Raw genomic sequence first — 19,003 nt, forward strand, 5'->3', positions numbered from 1 at the left:
GTGTTTCTTCCACAGAAGAACTTAAAATAAAGACGGGGAATTCCCTTGATTAGAATCCCCAGGACTATTGGGTATTTTTAGCGAGGTGCCAATGGCTTTATTAAGTTTCTCAATAAAATGAGCTGCAAGCAAAGGGGATTCAACTTCAACGTTTTGATGAATAAAAAAGTAAAGATTTCGCAGCCCTGCCTTTTTCCAGACGATAAGTGTCTCGATCCAATCATCCAACCTTAGATAATCCGAAGGGTGATTCGCTCCCACAAAACGGACAAATGCTGTAGAACTGGTGAGTCGCATATGCATCATATCACGTCTTCCTGCAGTATCTACAAGTACGTTGGTTGTGTCGGTTTTCTCCAACAACTCATAAAGTCGTTCTGCAACTGGGTCAATAAACCATTCTTGATTGCGGACTTCCAGCGCTAAGGGATAACCTTTTGGAAAATTCTTTAAAAAAGATTCCAGGCGATCAAAATCTTTCGGTTTAAAATTGTCTATAAGCTGCAGAAACGCCATCCCTAGTTTTTCCTCAAACAATACCGTCGCATCAACAAAATCCCGAACCTTTTCATCCGAATTTAAAAGTCTTCCATAGTGACTAATCGATTGAGGAATTTTCGGAAAGAACTTAAAGCCATCTGGCGTTCTCTGTTTCCAATCCTGCACTTGTGTTTTGGAGGGTGAATTGTAAAATGTGGCATTGAGCTCGATCGAATTAAATTGTGAGGAATAATATTTCAATTCGTCTTTGACTCCACGAGGGTAAAAGCCTTTTAAGTCCTTTTTATTCCATTTTGCGCATCCGACAAACACCTCCATCGGGCTATCGGTTTTATACTGATTGAGTAAATCCAACGAGACTTTTGGTGTCTGTGGTATGGTAAAGTCAATCTTAGAAGGGTCTGCTACTTGTCCAAATTTCATTTGATAATTAGGTTTATGATTGTAATCAACGAATGCGTTATCAGCTGCAATGGTTTAACGAATTGCTCCCTTTAATAAATCCATCAGTTTATCATAGTGTTTTTGTTCCTGGGAAACCCCAAGATCATTCGTATAGTAACTGATATTATTCATTTCTCCGGTGAGTTCCTTGACCTTCTGATTCGCTTGCAGATGAATGCGGACTCCTCCCCGATGTGATCTTAGCAGTAAATTGTATTCCAGGATGGTTCCTTTCTTGTTCGAGAATACCTTTTTATTTTCGCTGGTCTCTTTGCAGCGGATCAATCCAGCATCCTTATCAACAGACTCAACAAAATACGGGCTTGTCATAAGAAGCAACAGAAGCTCATCAAAAACCTCATTTTGATGAGAAACGGGAACATCCACAAAAAATGCTTTCGGGCTCTGACCACTGAGGCTGGAACAAGAAATTAACAAGACAAAAAAGATGTTTCTGAGGTTTTTCATACTAAAAATTTAAAAAGAACTTGAGGTCCTTGTTAATCAATTTTTGGGTAGATTTATAGTAATATGTGAAATACAAGATATCCAAATCATTTTGCATTGGCAATTATTTTTACTTTTTATCAAAGGTAACACCTCAAACGATTATTTTCTGGTTACTATCTTTAAGCAGAACACAAAATTATGACAGTAAAACGTATTGTAGCGAATATCCAAACACCCCAACCGGAATTATCCATTCGTTTCTATGAAGAAATTCTAGGGCTGAGAATGCTCATGGATCATGGTTTTATAAAAACGCTTGGAAACCAAGAGCAAATGAGCCTGCAGATTAGCTTTGCCAGCGAAGGGGGGTCCGGTACCCCGGTACCAGATCTTTCGATTGAAGTAGATGATTTTGAGAGCGTACTGCAAAAATTCAAAAAATCAGAATTTCCAATCCTGTATGGACCCACCCAAGAGCCATGGGGAGTAAGACGGTTCTTTGTAAAAGATCCATTTGGAAAGCTAGTGAATATCATATGCCATACGGTATAAAAATAGCTGTGCCAAAAGCTCAGGCGCAGCTACACTATGTTCTGAAAACAAATTCTGGGAAGAGCGTATTATCCTTATTATTTTGCAATACGGAAATTCCCTAAATACACCTGTGCACCATTTTTTGGATCTTCATTACTGAAATAGAAATGTTTCGGACTCTCCAGTGTAAGTACTTCCGCGTCCAACACGTTTCTTTTGTTTACAAAAACCCGCATGTTCGTCCCGTTTACTTCAATGGCGACAGGAATAATGGAATTACCCAAATTATCAAGGGCAAAATCCAACCTATTCTCAAGATCGGTGTCATTACTGGAGGTACGAATGGTATTGTAATAAAACTGTAGGAACGTGGAAACCACAGTGTTGTCTGCACTCACGCCATAAATGTAACTTTTAGGTTTGTTGCTTTTGCTGAAGCCAAAATGCATATCCTGAAGATCCGCTGCCTGATCCGCCCGGGTCAACAAATCAAACTCCACGGTAAAGGTATCGGGTAAGTTCAATAAAGTATCCAATTGATACGAAGATTGATCGGACATTTTTAACCATTTCCCAGGAACACCGTTCACCTGACTTACTATCCCTGTACTATTCGTTCTCCAGTGGGCGGGCATGGATCCCAAAGCATCCCCCGACATATCATCTTGAAATATAATCTGCTCTGCGGGGGTAAACGAATACACTGCAGTAGAAGATCCAGCAGAGGATCCACCCTGTTTTTTGCCGGCCCCCTCTAGCATATCACCCATCTTGTCTTCTACCTTATCTTCAATTTTCTTTTGCAGTTTTCTCAGAATCTGAGCCTGCGAAACAGATACATTTGCAAATAATAAATAGGCTAAAATCGGGATTAAGTATAAGGCTCTCATCGTGTTTAGTTTTAATTTATAAAGTATAACAAAAGTATAAATTTTTTCACCAGCATGCGAGAGAAAAGTGATAAACTCAAATTCAATTGGTCAATTCCAGCACCTTCTTCACTCCAGACAAGCTTAACTCGTTGTTAGAAACCTGGTGATTAAAACCTTCCTACTATTTCTTAATTAATTCCTCGACAATGGGTTTTAATGCGCTCGCCCAGGCTTGATACCCCATTTGGTTTAGATGTATTCCATCTGATGAGCAATAATCCAGATTTAAATTACCGTCTGGATTGATAAATATTTTTGAGAGGGAACTGCTGATCATTTTGCTTTCTTTGGACATGTGTTTCTGTAAGAGGATCTGCAGGTTCTCGTATTTCACTCGGTAAGGGTCTCCTTTTTTTACGCCGGCAGGAAGTGGTCCGAGCAAGAGAAGTCTAGTCTCTGGCATGTTTTCCACGATCCATTTCTGAGTTTCTACAATAGCTTGGGTTATTTCGTATGCAGTATTCTGGGCAAAGTTATTCACACCCACAGTTAAGACTAATAACTTCGGTTTTGCCTGTACATACCTTCCGTTTTGTAACCGCCAAAGCACATTTTGGGTTCTGTCTCCTGATATCCCGGCACATTCCCATGCATAGTTTTTAAACGCTTCATCAAAGGCGTCAAATCCTGGTCTATAGCTTAAATATGCTCGTTTCCCAGCAATCCCTTGGGTAATGGAATTACCAAGGAAGAGAATATCCAAAGCCTGTTCTTGTTGTAATAGTTGGTTAATGTCATCGTATTGTGCCCACCAATCTTTCCCTTCTTTCCATCCGGCTCCAGAGCGGTACTCAGATCCGGGCGCTGGTATTCTTGCCATGTTGACTTTCTGTCCGGTCGCCCTTAAGATAAAATCAACTATTGGTGTAGGATTTGGTAAACTATGAGGGTGATGGCCAATACCTGGTTTATGAATCACATTAATTTCGCCTCCGGCGGCTTTTATCCTCTCTTCAAAAATTAAGGTATTTTCTGCCACAGGAACAACCTGGTCTGCATCACCTACTACGTGTAACATCGGATATTGTCCTTTTACAATGGCTGCAATTTTATCCAAAGGACTGTTTTTTAATTCAAGAGCAGCTGCTTCACTTGTAAATCCATAATCTTTTTTGAGTATTTCCCAATCGGCCTGACTGCCCGCGCTCTTCCCTTTTCCCCCAGGCCAACTTTTCAAATCTAAAACAGGTGCATCTGCATAAACACATGCCACTTTTTCATGGTTTTCTGCTGCCCAGTTATAAATATATACACCGCCCCTGCTCATCCCCTCAAGTACAACCTTTTTTGCGAAACCCAATTTTTGCATATAGGTATAAAAATTAGTCCATATTCGGACTGATTCTGCATTTCCATAAAGTTCGACAACATCGCAATACACGATATGAAATCCTCTTTCTAATAATGCAATATCTGTTTGAGGTTCGTGACCCCAAAATCTCGCCCTTAAAACCCAAGGCAATCCCACTACCGCCTTTTTAGGTTTAACAATTTTACAATCTCTGCCATTGAACGTAAAATCAGCACATTCAAAACCATTAAATGAACTTATCTTTTTCTCTTCCTTTATTTTCTCAAAAGAATTATAAGCGTGTTTCTCATTCAATTTTACTGCTTCATATAATCTTTCGGCAATTAAAGACGCTCCCAAAGAGGAGGGGTGGATTTGATCTGGAAGCAGCTCTTTTTTATCTACAAAAAGAGAATAAAGATCTATCAATTCAGACCCAGTGTCATATCCAACATTTCTAATCCGCGGTATAATTTGCTGTTTGATGATCGAATCATTTATACCATCTTCAGCTTCTAGAAACGAGGGAATGGGCAATAGTAAGATAACTCTTGGCCGGGCGCCCCAGGCTTGAAAAGAGGCAATAAAATCTTTGTAATCTTTTTCAAATTCTCCCAAAGAAGAACGGTTTATCTGCTTGCTATCGTTTGTGCCTAATTTAATAAATAGAATGTCAGGTTTGCTCTCTAAAGCCTTTCTGTATTCATCTGTTTGCCAATAACTATGGTCCCCCTTTTTAAGTAAAGTTGCACCACTAACACCGAAATTGGTAACCTTGTACCGCTCCCCCAACAGAGCTTGCAACTGTTCAGGATACGCATTTTTTTCTCTAGTAGTAACACCAGATCCATAGGTAATACTGTTGCCAATGCAGGCAATCTTAATGACAGATTGGGCATTTGCAATTGGATTTAATACGAGATTGAGGACAATTATTAGTCCTAATATTGCTTTTTTTTTAACAACAAGGCTTAGGTTCATGCCTATGAAGATCTATAATAATTAAGGAAGATACTAATCATCCCTTAATCACACAAGCGCTGTGGCTTAATTTAACAAGCAGAAACCGAAATCTCACCAATCCGATCCGTACGCACTTCTTTCAAAAAGCATCAGGTAATCCTCCGCCGTCAACAATTCACGAATAGCTTCTTTTTTATTAGGCATTTTCTTATAATAAGCCTCGACAATCTGGTAGCCAATAAAATAACCAAGATCAGGTATCCAATTCGGATTTTTCGATTTTTCGGCCAACCAACCTGAAGGAGTCTCTCCATTCATGTCAATTTGGAATGCTTTCCATAATTCCTTCTCCTTCGGTTTTGCCCAATTGTAGATATGATCACTAGGGTTGACACCTGTAGCGAGTTCGGTGAGATAATCGGCAATTCCTTCGCGGATTGCCATATGAAGTAGCGTTCTAGCCCCTGAGCTTTTCCGTTGAATGGTATGCACAAGCTCATGAACGACGATATAGGGTAGATAGGAATTCGATTTATAAACATTTGATTCCCATTCGTTCAGTTCATGCAGTGGCACATCATCTGTTTTACTCATCATGTCCAGACTTAGGAGCAATCCATTTTCAGAAACAGTACCCGCTGAATTCCATCTGCCGATGAGTAGATAAACGTCCGTAAATGCAGCTTCTGGAAATATTTTTTTTAGTGACTTAAGCCCCTCTATTACAACAGGAATATGGTCATCCACCTCCTTTAAGCGCCCAGAGATGGCCTTGTAGAATTCCTTCTTTTGTTGTTGATTTTTAACAAATGAATCAACCGTCTTTATTCGCTTTGAAAAGTAGTCTTTCAGCCCTATTGAGCCTTTCTGGAAATATAGCACTTGATATAGTGAATCTGCTTTCTCTGGATTTTCTAAAGCTTTATCATAAGCAAGCAGATAATTTTTAACATCACTTGTTATAATTCTTACACTATCTATGTTTTGATGCTTGACAAGTTGAGCTTGGGCATGGCTTCCAGAAAATAAAAACATCAATCCTAAAGCATGTATACGAAGATATTTTCTCGCGTATTTTTTTAAACCTTGGTTTTTAGCCAGATTGTTCGTTCGGAAGTTAAAATAATTATCAATCATAAAGCAGCTTCAAATTTCAGGACGGCAAATAGTCTTCAACTATTTTCATAAAATCCCCTTCAAACTAAATGACAATTGCCCTGCCATATTCATACTGCGCTTGTAATCAAAAATATAGTGAAAAGAATCGTCGCTGGGTGTTCGAAAATGGACATATTTTTGTGCATATTCGGACGTTAACGCAGTAACCAACAGCGAGCCGGTATTTACCCGCAAAGATTGAATTAGATTTTGTCATTTAAACCACGAGCATAACAAATTTATTCCTCAGTCAGAGTCCACGTACTACTAAAGAGTTCTCAATGCATATACACATCAGACATCCATCATTAAAAAATCAATGATGTTTTTCTGGAATATTCCCCCAAGGTTCTCCCCCAGAATAGCATCATTGAAAGTAACTACATATTTGGGATAGTTGTCCTCAACCGCTCTCAGATTTCCAAATTCACGTTCTATTGTCTCTTCTTGAATAAGTGTCAAGCAAACCTGTACATAGATTTTCGTCCCATTTTTTTCACCCACAAAATCAATTTCCTTCTTACTTAATTTTCCAACATATACCGTATATCCCTGATGAAGAAGGTGAAGATACACCACATTTTCCAATAGCTTATGAAGATCGGCACGTTGATTGAAACCAACAATAGAATTCCGTAAACCTATATCTTCAAAATAATATTTCTCCCCAACTTCAAATATTTTCAAGCCCCCTATTTCCGAACGAACCACTTTATGAACAAAATAAGCATCTGCTAATGCTCTGAGATAATTAATGGTTAATTGGGGTGAGATATCTACTCTCTGTGATTTTAAATACTTGCTAATATTGCTGGCCGAAAAAAGTGTTCCCATATTATCCGCCAGATAGGCAACTAGATTCTCCAAAAAAGAGATATTCCGTATATTCTGGCGAGCCACAACGTCCTTCAAAAGGATAGTTGAATACACATTACGTAAATACTCAAAAGGAATGTCGTCTTCCAAGCCTATGTTTGTCAAAAACGGCATACCTCCATATTTTATAAACTTTAATAAACTTTCGAATGAATTATCAACCCTATGAAATTGAAGAAATTCTTGATAATTCAAGCTATGAATATGGAAAGCAACATACCGACCTGAAAGATGTGTCGCTAATTCACCAGATAACATATTAGCATTACTGCCTGTACAATAAATATCGCAAGTATTCTTTGCTAACAAACTGCGTAAAGTACGTTCAAAAGACACAATTTCTTGGACCTCATCTATGAAAAGATAATTAGGTACACCATCAATCCATTTATCCTTTAAATACTCATTTAATTCAAGATTACTTGTAATCTGAATGAAGTCTTCCATCTCCATATTAATATATACAATGTTTGCCTGAGAAACCGTATTCCTAATATAGTCCATTAATTGCATCATTACATAGCTTTTCCCGACCCGTCTTTGACCAGTAAGCACCTTAATAACCTGTTTATCAACAAAAGGAATAATTCGTTTTGTATATATTGGGCGCTCTATTAGTTTCATATCACTAATGTTTCATGTATATCGTGCATAATCATCAAATATAAATAAAATTTCATGTATATCATATAAAATATAAAAATATACTCAAAGTTTCATGTATATCATATAGTGGTTTTAAGGAAAAAATATTATGTTTAATGCTTAATGCGCTAGGAAAAAGTTAGGTCAATATTTCATAGGGCTCCATCTCCTTCCAAAACAGCATACTTTAGCTTTTATCAGCTGTATATTGGTTTTAACAGGGATCTGGACAGTCTCTAAATATAATTTTATCCGTTTGTCTGTGTGCTTACCGACCAATGATTTCCCCCGAAATCATAAAATGAACCTCTTGTGTCCGGATCGCCGTATTTATTGATGGGTTCCTCGATGGCCTCACAGCCATTTTCGATGGCTTTATTAAAGGTCTCAAAAACATCTGGTACATACAGGTGCAACATTGTTTGGTTGGCTGAATATCGGTCGTTGGCGTTGCTAACCATAATTATGGTATCATCAATCTGGATTTCGCAATGGATAATTTTTCCATTCTCCTGGTCGTATCGCCTCAATTCTTTTGCCTGAAAGATTGCTTTCATTAAGTCAATAAATTTTTGTGCATCATCTAAGATGAGATAGGGAGATAGAGAATTGTATCCTGGGGGTTTATAGGTGTTCATTTTGATCGTCTTTAAAAGTTTTTACCTGTAGTCAGGGGGTGGTACTCTTTCTTGGATACGAACAATCTAGTCAAATAAAAGTTTGTTTTTCAGATTTTTCTTCGCACCAAAAAATCAAGCTTGCTTAGACCTCCTTGAGAATAAATCCCAAAAAACTCGATAGGATAATTTTTAGCTTCTGAATCTTGCGAGCATTGCGTTGATATCTAACATAGAATCGAGGTTCTGAGAATCGAATGCATCATGCTCTGTAGCATATTTCAGATAATCTTCGGCTTTATATTTATATAAACTCCAATTTCCGTTCTGATACTCCAATGCGGTAAGGTTTTCAACCCAGTCGCCAGAATTTAAATATAGCACTTTTCCTTTATCTGTAGATATCGGCCGGATTTCTGCCTGATGAATGTGTCCGCAGACCACATAACCATATCCCTTATCAATGGCTAACTCGGCAGCAGTCAGCTCAAAATCATTAATAAATTTAACGGCATTTTTGAATTTTTCTTTAACCCTTTTAGAAAAACTCATTTTCTCCCGTTTTAACACTTTCAGCCACCAGTTAACAAAGCTATTCAATAAGATCAAGGTATCATAACCAACCGCTCCAAGCTTAGCCAGCCATTTTGAATGCTGCATAGTTACATCGAATACATCCCCATGGAAAAACCATGTTTTAATCCCATCAAGCTCCAGAACCAGTTTATCAGATAGTTGAAAGTTCCCAATATGCTGATCACCAAACTTCCTTAACATCTCATCGTGATTCCCGGTAAGATAATAAACCTGGGTTCCTTCAGAAAGAAGCTTCATAATTCGACGCACCACTTTCATATGTGATTCAGGCCAATAGGATTTACTGAACCGCCAGATGTCGATAATGTCACCGTTTAGGATAAGAATTTTAGGTTTTATGCTTTTTAGATAATGAAGTAATTCTTTCGCCCGGCATCCATATGTCCCCAGATGCACATCCGATATCACCACTACCTCTATTTCACCTTTATTCATCGATACTGATTAAAGCTTTTCAAAGCTATTATTCTAATATGAATAGAATGTTAGACAGGCATTAGCCTTGTATTAAATTGCAAGGCAACCAATTTTGAGTACCGAATATCAGTTATAACTTAGAGAAATGGTCTAAGTATTCGGCACACATTTTCTTCCAACTAAAATGATTCCGTGTAAATACAGAGATTTCAGAAGGATTCAATTGGATCGAATCAGGTTCTTCAATAATTTTGTTCAAGGATTTTGCCCACCTCTGCGCATCTTCGGGAGGCAGCAATATTCCGTTCTTGTTATGGATAATCGCATCTGTGATGCCCCCGCTCGCGGAAGCAAAGACCTTTGTGCCGCACAGACTTGCCTCAAGACAAACCAAACCAAATCCTTCCATGTCTCCTTTTACTTCAATATTAGGCATAACAAACGCATCCGCAACACCCAATATTGCCTGAATATCTTCTAAAGGCAACTTTCCTAGGCGCTTTATCCTATCGCTATTTCCCTCTGCTGTCAATTTCTCAATGGCATACTCATCGCTCGGAGCACCTAAGAAAAGTTCTATCTTTCTGCTAAAAGATTTGGGAATTACACGAAGCCAAGAAAGCTTTTTCTTTTTGGAAACCGGTCCGATCATTAACAAAATAAAGTTTGAATTCAACATCGGCATCACCTGCTCAATAAACCAAGAGAAACCCTTTCTTTTTACTGGCCTTCCAATGGTCACCAATATTCTTTTGGTTTTACTTTTTACATTGTATTTCTGTGCGAGCAAATGGTCCACATCTTCTCTTGCCATTTTCTTGACCGGACCATCATCTACACCATTATTTACCACAACAATCTTTTGTTTTTCTATCCCACGAATTTCGCAGGCATCTGCCGTAGCCCTGCTCACCGTAATGATCAGATCAAAAGCATTAAACCTGGGAAAAATAAAGCGTTGATAAAGGAAGGCAGGAAACACGACATCCAGCCCGTGGAATGTAACGGTACGCTTTAAATGTTTATAGTTCGAATGAAATAAACTAAAGGCCGCAATAAGGCCGTCATTAAAATGAATGATGGTGATACTCGGATGCTCTTCAAGGGTCTGCAGTATCCGTTTATTGAGCATCCAAAAGAAATGAGTCCGTCTCTCACCCGGTTCATAGACAATAGCATGAACCCTTGTTTTATTTTTCATTCCATGAATCAACTCAAAACTTTGCTTTTCCATCCCTCCGGTGAAAGGAGGAAATTTATGACTTACGAACAATATCTCCACAATCTATTCTTTTTGAAATAAGTTACGCTTCTTATATAGCAGCAAATAGGCAACGATACCAAAGGCTACCCAAATCAGCTGCCGTGCCCTTCTCAAAATTGAAGCTGAGATCCAGATTTCAGCATTGGGAATCCCTACCGCTGCCAGCATGATTTTATTGCCGTACTCTTCAACACCAATTTGTCCAGGAATAAACGCTCCGGCAGCTTTAAAAAAAACAACGCCCAAGTCTATCAACAAGGCTTGCAGAATGCTCACTTCCATGCCTAGGAATTTCAAGATAAAATAAAACTCTAACGCACCTGAAATCCAGTGCAAAATCCCAAATAGAAGAGACCAACCTAGCATTTTCCTTTTTTGTTTAAAAAAGGGCTGAATCACTTCACCAAAGCGCTCAATTTTCGACCGTATGGACCAAGATTTAATGAGGATAAATGGATACCAACCCGCCACTTTTTCCTGTACGCTGGTGTGTCCAAAACCTGGATTCTGGACAAGAATAGCCAAAACGGTCATCATGAAAAGGGATAATTGACTGACCACGAGAATCAACCTTGAAAGAATTACGGAGGCGATGACCTTTTTCTTTTCTATACCGTAATTTCCTAGCAAGATAGCTTTCACAGAGTCGCCTCCAACTACACTTGCAGGATTAAAAAGACTAACTGTTTCCCCAACATGACGGATCAGAAATAGTCGAATGGTGGAAACAGACCGGGATTGATCGCCCAAACAGTATCTCCAACTAATGGTTGCAAAATAATAAGCAGCTCCAGTCACCAATAAAAGCCAAACAAAGTGGTATCCGACCCTGTGAATTGAATCGATAACTTTATCGATATCCGTCGCCTGTATAAAGGCAATCAGGGAAATGGCCAAGCAAACGGTAACAGCTAGAATAATCCACTTCTTCATGCTCATCTCATGCTAGCTGATCTGTAAGGCAGAACCAGACATAGATTCCAGTTCCTGGAAATAGGTATAGGCGAGTTCATTCCAGTTCAATTGATGAGCATTCTTTAAACCCTCAATAATAAATTGGTTTCTGAGTTTAGCATCGTGCAAGACAACCAGCATCTTCTCTATATAATCGTCCTCATTGTAAGGGTCGCATTTAAATCCGTTGACACCTTGTTCAATGAAATCTTTTGATCCCCCTCCATTTGCTACCACGCAAGGTAATCCTGAGGCCATTGCCTCCAATACCACGTTCCCGTATGTTTCCGATACCGAGGGGAACAAGAACACATCGGCACTCGCATACAACACCGCAAGTTCCTGATGATTCACTTTACCTGTAAAAATCGCGTTCGGCATGTTCTGCAAACAGTTTACTTTTGCTCCTCCATCCCCTACAATCAGAAGGTTTATTTTTAATCCAGCATGTTGAATTTTATCATAAATCCGGAACAAAGTCTTCAGGTTCTTTTCCCAAACCAACCTACTAGCAAATAGGATTGTTGGATTTTCATTTCCAACCAGCCTTCTCATTCTCTTCGGATCAGCATGCTTTGGAGAAAACAGTTCATCATCGACTCCTCGCTTCCATATTTTCATTTTAGAAGAGGTAATCCCGATACCTTCCAACTCCGTTTTTATACTTGTTGCCGGCACATAGACCAGATCACATTTATTGTAAAATTCCTTTTGGTTCTCCGCGATGATTTGTTTAACACTGTCGATTAAAAACGGGGTATGCCTCAGGTAATAATCAATATAAGAAATGAAATGGGTATGATAAATGGTGATCACCGGAAGATGATGCTTTCGTCCATATTTTACAGCAAAGTTCCCCAGAAGGGATGGGCTTGCAATATGGATAACCTCTGGTTTAAATGATTTAAGACTTTTCTTTATATTCTTTTTGATCATCCCAGGCAAGGCCATGGTATAGCCAGCGTTTATAGGCAGATTAATAACAGGAACTTTTATGCATTTAAAGCCTTGTATTTCATCAGGACCCACTCCACAAATAAACAGAAATTCGAACTGTTCCTTGTCAATTCTTTTGATGAGCTGAAACATTGTCCGGGAAGCGCCATCGAAATCTTCAATTAACATCTCTGCAAAAAAAGCAACTTTTATTCTGTTCATAACTACTTTGATTGAACTAATCAAAGTCAAAGCTAAGCTAGATCCCGAAGAATAAATTAGCAAAGCCAAATGATAACAGAATCATAATAATTCTTTAATAAAGCGATACAGAATCGGACACAGGTAACAGGTTTACGATCGGAGGTATGTTGATATCATCTCCGAAGAGATGCTTTATATTAAACAGCCAACAATAACCTAGAACAGGCCCTATGCAGGACTGATTTGGGTCTTTCTAGAAATAGCTGTCATGCTGCCGATGAACTCACTCGGGGTTTGACCGGTAAGAGTCTTAAAGAACCTCATCAGATGATTGGGTTCTGAAAAATTAAGCTCGTAGGCAATCTCATTAATCGTTTTGTTTGAATGAAGAAGTAAGTTTTGTATTTCAAAGAGAATACGCTGTTTAAGCAATTGAGTGGCGGTCGTTCCAAATTGGTTTTTAACCGCTTTGTTCAAGGAAATTCTGCTAATGCCTAGCATTTCAGCATAATCGGCTATCCGCTGCTTCTCCTTGATATGGATCTCCATTAAATTTTTGAAAAGGAAGGCAAAATTATTCCCTGATTTGTTCAAAGACAGCTTATGTTGATTTGCGTATCGGCGGTTTAGCGTCTGTAGCAGGTAATATAACAAAGACCTAATAATATGGACACTATCCGTTTCAGTTGCCAATAGTTCCATTTTGATTTCCGTTAGCAGACCACAGTATTTTAACATCTCCTGCTCATTGACCGTCAATTCCAGAGGGCGCGTTAATTGGTAAAAGTACAGTAAGCGGTAAGTGAATAGTTTGTCCGCAAAAAAGTCATTTAAAAAAGCTTCTTGAAAAATCAGCGTCGTAACCTGAAGATTCTTAGCATCCAATTTCCAGTTTCGTTTTTGATAAGGTGAAATAAAGATTATAGAGCCTGCTTTCAACTCAATTTCTTGTTGATTCAGAATCAATAGACCCTTAACCTGCTTAAAAAATAAAATCTCGAAATAGTCCGTATCAAACGTATCTGTATCTGTGTAATCAATATCTTTTTCCGTTAACACATTTAACAGGAAGTCAACGCCACATTCCGTCTTATGAAATTTAATCGTTTTCATATTTTACATTCTACTAGGCAAAGTTAGTGAAAATATGCGCTAAAAATCTATTCTTATTAATCCACCAAAAGATCTACGGTTATCAAAATGGTAGTAATTAACACGTCTTTGATAGCTCAAGGGCTATCCGATATACCGACCTTTGCATTAGAATACCTCACTCCAAAAAATATAATGCAGGAGTGAATGATATAGTAGAATTAAATAAAAAACATATGAAAAACGTACTTTTAGCATTTGCGATAATGGTCTCACTCACCTTATCCTTTGCACAAACGAAATCAGGCACAGAACCAACCCTTCAGTTGGTCCGAAATGCAACATTAATCCTACAGTATGCAGGAAATAAGATTCTGCTCGACCCAATGCTTTCTCCAAAAGGAGCTATTGAGTCCTGGGCAGGAATTCAAACAAACCCTACAGTTGGTTTGAAACTACCCATAAATGAAATCATTGAAGAAGTTGATTTGGTTTTAGTAACCCATGTACATGCCGACCATTTTGACCCGGCAGCCAGCAAAATCCTCGATAAATCCATTGCATTAATACACCAGCCTGCAGATAAAGCTTTCTTCGAGAAGGAAGGTTTTAATCAAGCAACGGCTTTACAGGATAGCACGCTATGGAATGGCATAAATATCCACCGCTTAGAATCCCAACACGGTACAGGCGAGGTATTGGAGATGATGGGTAAGACCTCGGGATTTATCCTAAAGGCAAAGAACCAACCCACCGTTTATATTGTAGGAGATGCGATATGGACGGATGATATTAAAAAGAACATCCAAAAGTTTAAACCAGACTATATAGTGGTCAATTCTGGCGGAGCGGTTATCAAAGGGTACGAAGATAGCCCAATCCTAATGGAGGAAGAACAGACCATGGCTTTAATAGGCGAAAGCGGTATGGCAAAAGTCATAGCAGTACATATGGACGCATTGGATCACTGCCGAACCACCAGAAAATCTTTAGCCCAGAAAGCGGCCGATTTGAAAATCACATCCGATAAATTGATTATCCCTCAGGATGGAGAAATAATCGGACTCTCCCTTTAATTACACTACTTATCCAAGGTTTAGTAAAATGTTTGATTCTTTACTATTCCTTGGGTATGTATTTATGATCTATTGATGAGTAAAAGAATGACAGGCTTATAGCAATACCCTAGACAGAAAAATAGGAACCAAAACCCTCGGAGTAGCTTAAAATCTTTGGGGTCAATGTCAAAGTAGCTATTCAAGCCTTAAGTAGAATTCTTTTGGTAACAATTCAGCACAGCTATACCAAAGCATACAGATCATTAAAAGCCTCGTTCATGGAGGGATGGGTAAAGATCATATCTCTAATGGTCTGGTAATCCAAGTCCGCATTCATCGCAAGTTGAATGGTATTAATCATCTCATGTGCATCAACACAAATCAGTGTACACCCCAATATCTTGTTTGTTTTTGTATCAACAATTGTTTTTAAGAACCCATTCGTATTGCCATCAATTCTTGCCCGTGGGATGCTTGTGACAGGCAATTTTACGACCTTATACGTGTGATCTTTTTCATTCACCTGTTTTTCTCGCAATCCAATATGTGCAAATTGTGGCGTTATAAAAACGGAACTTGCAATTTTCTTTCTCTGTGATATGGAAACATAGTTTCCGCCCGACAACTGATCGCGAATAATTCTAAAATCATCTAGAGAGATATACGTGAATTGTGGCCCGCCATTACTGTCACCAAGCGCCCAAATAAAGGGAGCGCTCGTTTTTAGAAATTCATCCACTTCAATAAACCCTCTTTTTCCTGTTTTAATACCTGCAGCTTCCAAATTTAATCCCTCAGTACTTGGCATTCTCCCGGTTGCCATCAAGATCGCGGATGTGCTCAAAGATTGCTTGCCTCCATCCATATCCTCGTAATCAAGCTTGACCTGTTCGTTATTGTCTTGTATTTTTTTAACGGAAACCCCGGTTAATATGGTAATGCCTTTCGTCGTTAACATTTTATAGATCTCCTGCGATACATCGTTATCCTCCTTTGGTAAGAAAGATTCTCCGCTTTCCAGAACAGTAACTTTTGCTCCAAATTTGGCATACATATCCGCAAATTCCAACCCAATAAATCCAGCTCCTATAATCACAAGGTCATCAATCAATACAGATTGCTCTAACAAACTAGTGCTGGTAAAAACCCGCCGGGAAGCGCTTAACCCCTCAATTGGCGGCAAGAAAGGTTGTGAACCTGTGTTGATAAAGATTCTATTTGCATGGATGAGGATTTCTTCACCAGTTGATTTTAGTTTAATTTGAACTTCATGCGGAGATAGAAAAGAAGCCTCTCCGGTGATAACCGTTGCTAAAGGTAATTTCTCTAAGTTATCATAATTTAGGTCTCTAAGGAATGCCGTTAGTTCGCTCTTGATCTTAAATGCTTTTTGATAAGGTACATTCTCCTGGGCGTTCTTTATTAAAGATTTCGTGGGAATACAGGCAATATTGATGCAAGACCCTCCGTACATTGTAGCAGATTTTTCAACAACAGCGACTTCTTCTCCAGTCTTGGCCAACCATGCGGCTAATGTTTTTCCTCCTTTTCCAAACCCGATAATAAGATTTTCGTAGTGATGTTTTATTTCCATTCTAATAGCAATAATGAGGACTTACCCAAAAGTTCAAATGGGCTTCTAAGCTCATTTTATAAAAATAACTAATCGTTTATGAACTCCCTGGCTTCAGCCTAGTGAAAGACGAAGGTCAAAAATGTTTAAAACAGGTGAATAATTTTTAATGTCCCATCAGATCTTGAAGATCCCTTCCAACAATTAATAAATTAAAAAGGCAGAATCTAACACTAAAGCATGACTAATATTTCTTTCGGTGCCCTTTGCTTTATTGGGGTTCTACTCCCTAGGTATTCTAGAAAAATATCGTTCCCAGCACTAAAACGGTGAAAACAGATCATTCAAATTGCGTATCTTCAACGTATTAAATAGAAGGTTCTAGAAATTCTTCCGACAAATAATATTATTAAAATGAATAAAAAATTTAGTTTAATATTGGTTCTTTTATTGGGTATTCTTTTCTCTTGCAATCAACGGCACTATGAAAATGAATATACGTCCAATAATCTTCTTGAGATAACAGAGAAGATTAATTCCATCAAAGCAGGTGATACATTAGATCTTAATGTTATTGACTTAAATTTTGATAATGTCGTTTTACTAAGTCACGAGATAAATACGATTAAATCCATAAAAGATCCTGATAACCAATTATTTAACATGAAATACGGAAATTGGGGAATCGCTTGGTTAAAGGATTCACTAATTATTCAGCAGATCGAGTTTTCTCCGGAAAAATTAATGTTTGATAATTTGGTTGGGGCAGACGGTTATGAAATAATTAAAAAGAATGAGTTAAAGAAGATGCTCATTGTTCAAACCGCAAAAAAATTTGTCAATTCAGATTCGGTTGTTTTGGACGTTAAAGTCCTTGATTAATGAATTCAAAAAGAATTTTTCTTCTTTCCCAGGTATTTTCTGATGCATATAACGTTTCGGCTTTGCCTAAATTTGACCTTTGCCATGATATAAGCCTGATTCCGCTTCTAATTTATTGCCTGTCTCGATAAGTCCATTTATTAGCTGTTCCACATCTTTCCCCCTTGCTGAGATATGATCAGGTATGGGCGTACCGTACCGCCTGTCGTGTTCGCCGATAAAACCTTCCTGCATACGAAATCCCATTTTGGTAAACCTCGGATTATCTATGACTATCTGTTGTAGACGGATCAATTCGTCGTTTGTAACAGACCTTTGCCCTGCCTGTCCGATTGCTCTTCCCCAACGCTGGGCCCTGTTTTGAGGTGGTTTTTCACCTTCTATGGCATAAGAAGCTTTCGAATCTTTCAGGAGGAGGAAAGCTGCCGTTCTAACCATTACATCCGGGTGTATCTTGTCAATGATGTCTTTTATCTGCTTTGATAGGCCGCGACCTATGTATTCATCTAATAGCCGAATCCTTCTTACCATGGGACAGAAATCCTTCGTTCCCGGCAGGTTATTCCGTATGCGGTGTCTTTAGAATTGTCAACAACTTCGATGCATCCATACTGGATAGTGGTATCTAGAAGGTCGGCATAATTGCCTGAACTTAGGTCCGGTAGGTTTAAAGGAGTTTCCATAAGCCATTCATACAAGAACCATATCTTCCTACGGTATTGGCCGGTAGGCTCTTCTGCAATAGATCTAGCCAAAGTATCTGCATCGAGTCTTTCAAACAGTTTTTTTAGTAGGCACAACTCTATGCCTTCGTATTTAAGTGCAAAAGTAAGATGACCGATCAATGAGTCTTCCGGTTTATGCCGCGGTGTGAACACCTGCCATTGTGAAGTTTTGTATCGCTTGTGCTTATGACTAGATAGATAGCACATTAGGTGTAGGAACCTGTAGATCATACGTATTTAGCATGGCAGAATATCCTACCAGATAACCCTCTTCTGGCGCAGTCCGTTCATGAAAAACACTTACAAGGCGTGAAAAAGACTTATTTTCCATATAGTTTACTGAATTTCTATTAATCAAAAGTATGAAAAAGAATTACAGATTGTGAAAAACAATTATAAGAAACTATTTTGTATGAAATAAGCATAAATTATTTTTTGAGTGGTACTGAAAATCGTGATTAATTTTTGATCCTTAACGATACTTTTGAAAGTGAGGTGAAATAGTATTATTCATTCCATGTGTCAACCCTTATTTGAATTGCAAAGCTAATTAGAAAAATTAAAGCAAATTATATAGGTGAAAATAATTTTGAAATTGGTGTTTACACGATCTTATCGCAAATGATTAGAAAAATGTTCAATCTTCAGTTCTCCCAATATACTCTTTCAATATCTCCAGAAGGAGTTGACGACGCCAAAGCCCGTAATTATTTGGAAAATGGTCGAATTAGTAAGGGATACGACATTCTTCCTGTACAGAGTGATGAAATTGTATGCTTAAAAATTATTGCCCCCCAAACTTTCGGTATGATCCGCTTTTGGCAAGATCACGACACTTGCTGTTCAAGCACCCTACAAGATGGACTGAAAGTCAAAAACATCGTTCAGAG

General features: G+C 38.4%; 19 protein-coding genes. 4 read left to right on the forward strand and 15 right to left on the reverse strand.

Annotation, left to right across the window (positions count from 1 at the left end; genetic code table 11):
• Positions 1-21: 21 nt before the first annotated feature.
• Positions 22-924, reverse strand: a complete 903-nt coding sequence (locus AC6CHH_RS13360; protein ID WP_498283676.1) for a DUF72 domain-containing protein — start codon at positions 922-924, stop codon at positions 22-24.
• A 54-nt stretch (positions 925-978) separates the two neighbouring features.
• Positions 979-1,413 (reverse strand): hypothetical protein, encoded by a 435-nt coding sequence (locus tag AC6CHH_RS13365; RefSeq protein WP_498283678.1) that lies wholly within the window; start codon positions 1,411-1,413, stop codon positions 979-981.
• 180 nt (positions 1,414-1,593) lie between these two features.
• Between AC6CHH_RS13365 and AC6CHH_RS13370 the strand changes: the two genes are divergently transcribed.
• On the forward strand, positions 1,594-1,947 hold the full coding sequence (locus AC6CHH_RS13370; RefSeq protein WP_498283680.1) for a VOC family protein: 354 nt from the start codon (positions 1,594-1,596) through the stop codon (positions 1,945-1,947).
• 77 nt (positions 1,948-2,024) lie between these two features.
• On the opposite strand, the gene AC6CHH_RS13375 is transcribed toward AC6CHH_RS13370, so the two are convergent.
• The 10 genes from AC6CHH_RS13375 to AC6CHH_RS13420 all read right to left on the reverse strand — a co-directional run bounded on the left by AC6CHH_RS13375 (position 2,025) and on the right by AC6CHH_RS13420 (position 13,896).
• Positions 2,025-2,819: a hypothetical protein gene (locus AC6CHH_RS13375; protein WP_498283682.1), complete on the reverse strand. Its 795-nt coding sequence runs from the start codon at positions 2,817-2,819 to the stop codon at positions 2,025-2,027.
• A gap of 163 nt (positions 2,820-2,982) precedes the next feature.
• Complete coding sequence (locus AC6CHH_RS13380; protein ID WP_498283684.1) at positions 2,983-5,133, reverse strand: GDSL-type esterase/lipase family protein; 2,151 nt, start codon at positions 5,131-5,133, stop codon at positions 2,983-2,985.
• A 93-nt stretch (positions 5,134-5,226) separates the two neighbouring features.
• Entirely contained in the window at positions 5,227-6,252 is a 1,026-nt protein-coding gene (locus AC6CHH_RS13385) for a gliding motility protein GldB-related protein (protein WP_498283686.1), read from the reverse strand.
• 315 nt (positions 6,253-6,567) lie between these two features.
• A complete protein-coding gene (locus AC6CHH_RS13390) occupies positions 6,568-7,773 on the reverse strand; it encodes an ATP-binding protein (protein WP_498283688.1) in 1,206 nt (401 codons plus the stop codon).
• A gap of 269 nt (positions 7,774-8,042) precedes the next feature.
• Positions 8,043-8,432: a VOC family protein gene (locus AC6CHH_RS13395; protein WP_498283689.1), complete on the reverse strand. Its 390-nt coding sequence runs from the start codon at positions 8,430-8,432 to the stop codon at positions 8,043-8,045.
• A 171-nt stretch (positions 8,433-8,603) separates the two neighbouring features.
• Positions 8,604-9,443 carry a UDP-2,3-diacylglucosamine diphosphatase gene (locus tag AC6CHH_RS13400; protein WP_498283691.1) on the reverse strand — a complete coding sequence of 280 codons (840 nt, stop codon included), beginning with the start codon at positions 9,441-9,443 and terminating at the stop codon, positions 8,604-8,606.
• A gap of 112 nt (positions 9,444-9,555) precedes the next feature.
• On the reverse strand, positions 9,556-10,707 hold the full coding sequence (locus AC6CHH_RS13405; protein WP_498283693.1) for a glycosyltransferase family 4 protein: 1,152 nt from the start codon (positions 10,705-10,707) through the stop codon (positions 9,556-9,558).
• A 3-nt stretch (positions 10,708-10,710) separates the two neighbouring features.
• Positions 10,711-11,622: a lysylphosphatidylglycerol synthase transmembrane domain-containing protein gene (locus AC6CHH_RS13410; RefSeq protein WP_498283695.1), complete on the reverse strand. Its 912-nt coding sequence runs from the start codon at positions 11,620-11,622 to the stop codon at positions 10,711-10,713.
• Between the two features lie 12 nt (positions 11,623-11,634).
• Positions 11,635-12,801, reverse strand: coding sequence for a glycosyltransferase family 4 protein (locus AC6CHH_RS13415; RefSeq protein WP_498283697.1), 1,167 nt, complete (start codon positions 12,799-12,801; stop codon positions 11,635-11,637).
• 210 nt (positions 12,802-13,011) lie between these two features.
• Positions 13,012-13,896 (reverse strand): AraC family transcriptional regulator, encoded by an 885-nt coding sequence (locus tag AC6CHH_RS13420; protein WP_498283699.1) that lies wholly within the window; start codon positions 13,894-13,896, stop codon positions 13,012-13,014.
• 215 nt (positions 13,897-14,111) lie between these two features.
• Here AC6CHH_RS13420 and AC6CHH_RS13425 point away from each other — a divergent pair, with 215 nt between their 5' ends.
• Entirely contained in the window at positions 14,112-14,951 is an 840-nt protein-coding gene (locus AC6CHH_RS13425) for an MBL fold metallo-hydrolase (protein WP_498283701.1), read from the forward strand.
• A 223-nt stretch (positions 14,952-15,174) separates the two neighbouring features.
• Here the strand turns inward: AC6CHH_RS13425 and AC6CHH_RS13430 are convergent, their stop codons facing one another.
• A complete protein-coding gene (locus tag AC6CHH_RS13430) occupies positions 15,175-16,527 on the reverse strand; it encodes an FAD-dependent oxidoreductase (RefSeq protein WP_498283703.1) in 1,353 nt (450 codons plus the stop codon).
• A gap of 393 nt (positions 16,528-16,920) precedes the next feature.
• On the opposite strand from AC6CHH_RS13430, the gene AC6CHH_RS13435 reads away from it, so the two are divergent.
• Positions 16,921-17,388: a hypothetical protein gene (locus AC6CHH_RS13435; RefSeq protein WP_498283705.1), complete on the forward strand. Its 468-nt coding sequence runs from the start codon at positions 16,921-16,923 to the stop codon at positions 17,386-17,388.
• Positions 17,389-17,454: 66 nt separating this feature from the next.
• On the opposite strand, the gene AC6CHH_RS13440 is transcribed toward AC6CHH_RS13435, so the two are convergent.
• The gene (locus AC6CHH_RS13440; protein ID WP_498283707.1) at positions 17,455-17,919 is read right to left on the reverse strand and encodes a hypothetical protein; all 465 of its coding nucleotides are present in this window, start codon (positions 17,917-17,919) and stop codon (positions 17,455-17,457) included.
• On the reverse strand, positions 17,913-18,266 hold the full coding sequence (locus AC6CHH_RS13445; protein WP_498283709.1) for a hypothetical protein: 354 nt from the start codon (positions 18,264-18,266) through the stop codon (positions 17,913-17,915). Before AC6CHH_RS13445 ends, AC6CHH_RS13440 begins: the two co-directional genes overlap by 7 nt.
• A 468-nt stretch (positions 18,267-18,734) precedes the next feature.
• On the opposite strand from AC6CHH_RS13445, the gene AC6CHH_RS13450 reads away from it, so the two are divergent.
• Positions 18,735-19,003 (forward strand): hypothetical protein (locus AC6CHH_RS13450; protein ID WP_498283711.1); only part of this gene is annotated, 269 nt, incomplete at its 3' end.

The sequence above is a fragment of the Sphingobacterium sp. GQ94 genome, assembly GCF_059758715.1.

Excerpts from the sequence above, each read along its gene's own strand:
- AC6CHH_RS13420 (WP_498283699.1), bottom strand. The coding sequence starts at position 13,896 with ATGAAAACGATTAAATTTCATAAGACGGAATGTGGCGTTGACTTCCTG.
- AC6CHH_RS13430 (WP_498283703.1), bottom strand. The coding sequence starts at position 16,527 with ATGGAAATAAAACATCACTACGAAAATCTTATTATCGGGTTTGGAAAA.
- AC6CHH_RS13370 (WP_498283680.1), top strand. The coding sequence starts at position 1,594 with ATGACAGTAAAACGTATTGTAGCGAATATCCAAACACCCCAACCGGAA.
- AC6CHH_RS13365 (WP_498283678.1), bottom strand. The coding sequence starts at position 1,413 with ATGAAAAACCTCAGAAACATCTTTTTTGTCTTGTTAATTTCTTGTTCC.
- AC6CHH_RS13415 (WP_498283697.1), bottom strand. The coding sequence starts at position 12,801 with ATGAACAGAATAAAAGTTGCTTTTTTTGCAGAGATGTTAATTGAAGAT.
- AC6CHH_RS13385 (WP_498283686.1), bottom strand. The coding sequence starts at position 6,252 with ATGATTGATAATTATTTTAACTTCCGAACGAACAATCTGGCTAAAAAC.
- AC6CHH_RS13425 (WP_498283701.1), top strand. The coding sequence starts at position 14,112 with ATGAAAAACGTACTTTTAGCATTTGCGATAATGGTCTCACTCACCTTA.
- AC6CHH_RS13440 (WP_498283707.1), bottom strand. The coding sequence starts at position 17,919 with ATGGTAAGAAGGATTCGGCTATTAGATGAATACATAGGTCGCGGCCTA.
- AC6CHH_RS13390 (WP_498283688.1), bottom strand. The coding sequence starts at position 7,773 with ATGAAACTAATAGAGCGCCCAATATATACAAAACGAATTATTCCTTTT.
- AC6CHH_RS13435 (WP_498283705.1), top strand. The coding sequence starts at position 16,921 with ATGAATAAAAAATTTAGTTTAATATTGGTTCTTTTATTGGGTATTCTT.
- AC6CHH_RS13400 (WP_498283691.1), bottom strand. The coding sequence starts at position 9,443 with ATGAATAAAGGTGAAATAGAGGTAGTGGTGATATCGGATGTGCATCTG.
- AC6CHH_RS13360 (WP_498283676.1), bottom strand. The coding sequence starts at position 924 with ATGAAATTTGGACAAGTAGCAGACCCTTCTAAGATTGACTTTACCATA.
- AC6CHH_RS13375 (WP_498283682.1), bottom strand. The coding sequence starts at position 2,819 with ATGAGAGCCTTATACTTAATCCCGATTTTAGCCTATTTATTATTTGCA.
- AC6CHH_RS13395 (WP_498283689.1), bottom strand. The coding sequence starts at position 8,432 with ATGAACACCTATAAACCCCCAGGATACAATTCTCTATCTCCCTATCTC.
- AC6CHH_RS13410 (WP_498283695.1), bottom strand. The coding sequence starts at position 11,622 with ATGAAGAAGTGGATTATTCTAGCTGTTACCGTTTGCTTGGCCATTTCC.
- AC6CHH_RS13380 (WP_498283684.1), bottom strand. The coding sequence starts at position 5,133 with ATGAACCTAAGCCTTGTTGTTAAAAAAAAAGCAATATTAGGACTAATA.